Raw genomic sequence first — 2,681 nt, 5'->3', positions numbered from 1 at the left:
CTACCACTACCTCGTTCCGGAAATCGGCCCCGACACCGCCTTCACCCTTGCCTCCAACCGCATTGTTGAGGAATTCGGGTTCGCCATGGCCAACGGCATCGAGACCCGCCCCTACATCGTTGGCCCGGTCACGTACCTCCTGCTCTCCAAGGCTTCCGACGACGCCCCGGCCGGTTTCGCCCCGTTGTCCCGCCTCGAGGATGTCCTGCCGGTCTACGTCCAGCTGCTGGAGAAGCTCGCCGCCGCCGGGGCCAGCTGGATCCAGTTCGACGAGCCTGCACTGGTTGTTGACCAGGACACACCGGCCGCCGAAATCGAAGCTGCCGTGGCCCGGGCCTACGAAGTCCTCTCCGGTGCCGCCAAGCGCCCGCAGATCCTGGTCTCCACTCCTTACGGTGCCCTCGACGGCCAGCTGGGAACCCTTGCCGCCACCAACATCGACGCCCTGCACATCGACGCCTTCAAGGGCGCGGTGCCCTCTGCTGCGGCACTCGCCGGCCTGGGAAACAAGACCCTGGTTGCCGGCGTCGTTGACGGCCACAACATCTGGCGCAACGATCTGGCCGTTTCGGCCGGCAAGCTGGACGAACTGAAGGCCGCCGCCGGCCGGATTGCCGTGAGCACCTCCACCTCCGCCCAGCACGTCCCCCATGACGTCACCGAAGAGACCCAGCTCTCCGGGGAGCTGCGCAGCTGGCTCGCCTTCGCCGACCAGAAGGCCGTGGAAGTCAGGATCCTTGCCGATTACGTGGCGGACCCGGCCTCCGCCAAGGCTGCCATCGATGAGGCGTCTGCCGTGATTGCCGCCCGTGCCACAGCTGCCGGTGTGCACCGCGAGGACGTCCGGGCCCGCACCGGGGCGCTGACCGGGGCTGACTTCAGCCGCTCAGCCTATGAAGTCCGCGAAGCCGCCCAGGAAGAGGCACTGCACCTGCCGCCGCTGCCCACCACCACCATCGGCTCCTTCCCGCAGACCTCGGAAATCCGTTCCGCACGTGCCCGCAACAACAGGGGCGATCTCACCAACGAGCAGTACGAACAGCTCATGAAGGACGAGATCAAGCGCGTCGTGGACCTGCAGGAAGAGCTTGGCTACGACGTCCTGGTGCACGGCGAGCCCGAGCGCAATGACATGGTCCAGTACTTCGCCGAGAACCTTGAGGGCGTCGACGTCACGGTCCACGGCTGGGTCCAGTCCTACGGCTCCCGCTGCACGCGTCCGTCCATCCTCTGGGGCGACGTCACCCGGAGCGCCCCCATCACGGTGAAGTGGGCGGAGTACGCGCAGTCCCTCACCAACAAGCCGATGAAGGGCATGCTCACCGGTCCGGTCACCATCCTGGCCTGGTCCTTCGTCCGCGATGACCAGCCGCTGGGCGAGACCGCCAACCAGGTGGGCCTGGCGCTGCGCGATGAGATCGCTGATCTCGAAGCCGCCGGCATCAAGATCATCCAGGTGGATGAGCCCGCCCTGCGCGAGCTCCTTCCGTTGCGCAAGGCAGACCACTCCGCTTACCTGAAGTGGTCGGTGGACTCCTTCCGTCTTGCCACCGCCGGTGTCGCTGACGCCACGCAGATTCACACCCACCTCTGCTACTCGGAGTTCGGCGTGATCATCGACGCGATCGACGGGCTCGACGCCGACGTCACGTCGATCGAAGCCGCACGCTCCCGTATGGAGGTTGTCCACGACCTCGAGTCCCACGGCTTCGGCCGCGGTGTTGGCCCAGGCGTGTACGACATCCACTCGCCGCGTGTTCCGGGCGAGCAGGAAGTCACTGAGCTGCTGGCCACTGCGGTCAAGCACGTCCCGTCCCGCCAGCTCTGGGTCAACCCGGACTGCGGCCTGAAGACCCGCGGCTACGCCGAGACCGAAGAGTCCCTGCGCAACCTGGTCAAGGCCACCAGGACGGTCCGCGCCGGCCTCCTCGAAGCAGCCAAGTGACGGCTGCATAAGAGAGCTCGCAGAGGCTCATGCCCCGGTGCGCTCAGCGCACCGGGGCTTGAGAAGCGAGCAAACGGGCGGCCGGTCACTTCAGGTGACCGGCCGCCGTCGGGCGTTAACCATCGACGACAGGTTTCAGGACTCCCAGAGGATTTCGTCGTCGACCACGCCGTCTTCGTCGGCGGAAGCCACCAGTACCTCGTCGGTGAAGTGGGCGCCCAGCGTGAAATCAAGGACGAAGTACCGTTCGGGCTGGCCGGGGTAGATGCCCACGTGGCCGAGCTTGAGTGCCTTGAGGAAGACGTCGTTGGTGAGCTGGCTCCGGTCCTCGACGCCGAAGACCTTCCGCAGGTGCTCGTCCTTGACGGCGTTGCAGTGGAACTGCAGGTATTCCTGCGGGCTGGTGCCTTCCTGCTCCAGCTCGTCGGCGATCATCTGCCGCACCTCGTCCACGAGTTCGGGCAGGAAACGCAGCCGGTAGTCCACCTTATGCATGGCCGCTTCATCGAAGTGGTCATGCGCATTGATGTTGAGGTCGAGTTCCAGCGTCTGGCCACCGAGCTCATGTTTAGCAGCGACGTTGTGGTCCCTGCCGTGATTGAGCTCAATTTCTCCAAAGTGCTGGCTCGCTACCCTGTTCATATCTTCAACATAGACCCCCAAAGCGGAGCATTCCAGCGTTCGGGACTATTTCCCTGCGGTTCCGGGACTGGCGAGGGTTTCGGCGAGCAGGTCC

General features: G+C 65.3%; 2 protein-coding genes. One reads left to right on the top strand and one right to left on the bottom strand.

The annotated features are described in order from the left end of the window. Positions 1–1,945 (top strand): 5-methyltetrahydropteroyltriglutamate--homocysteine S-methyltransferase (metE, locus tag DBR22_RS18490; RefSeq protein WP_258229292.1); only part of this gene is annotated, 1,945 nt, incomplete at its 5' end. 135 nt (positions 1,946–2,080) lie between these two features. On the opposite strand, the gene DBR22_RS18485 is transcribed toward metE, so the two are convergent. Then, the gene (locus DBR22_RS18485; protein WP_108600212.1) at positions 2,081–2,587 is read right to left on the bottom strand and encodes a DUF2004 domain-containing protein; all 507 of its coding nucleotides are present in this window, start codon (positions 2,585–2,587) and stop codon (positions 2,081–2,083) included. Positions 2,588–2,681 lie beyond the last annotated feature (94 nt).

Origin of the sequence: Arthrobacter sp. HMWF013 (assembly GCF_003061105.1) — a bacterium.
Classification (GTDB): Bacteria; Actinomycetota; Actinomycetes; order Actinomycetales; family Micrococcaceae; genus Arthrobacter.
Note: the sequence above shows the minus strand (reverse complement) of the source record. Positions and strands in the feature narration are given on the sequence as shown.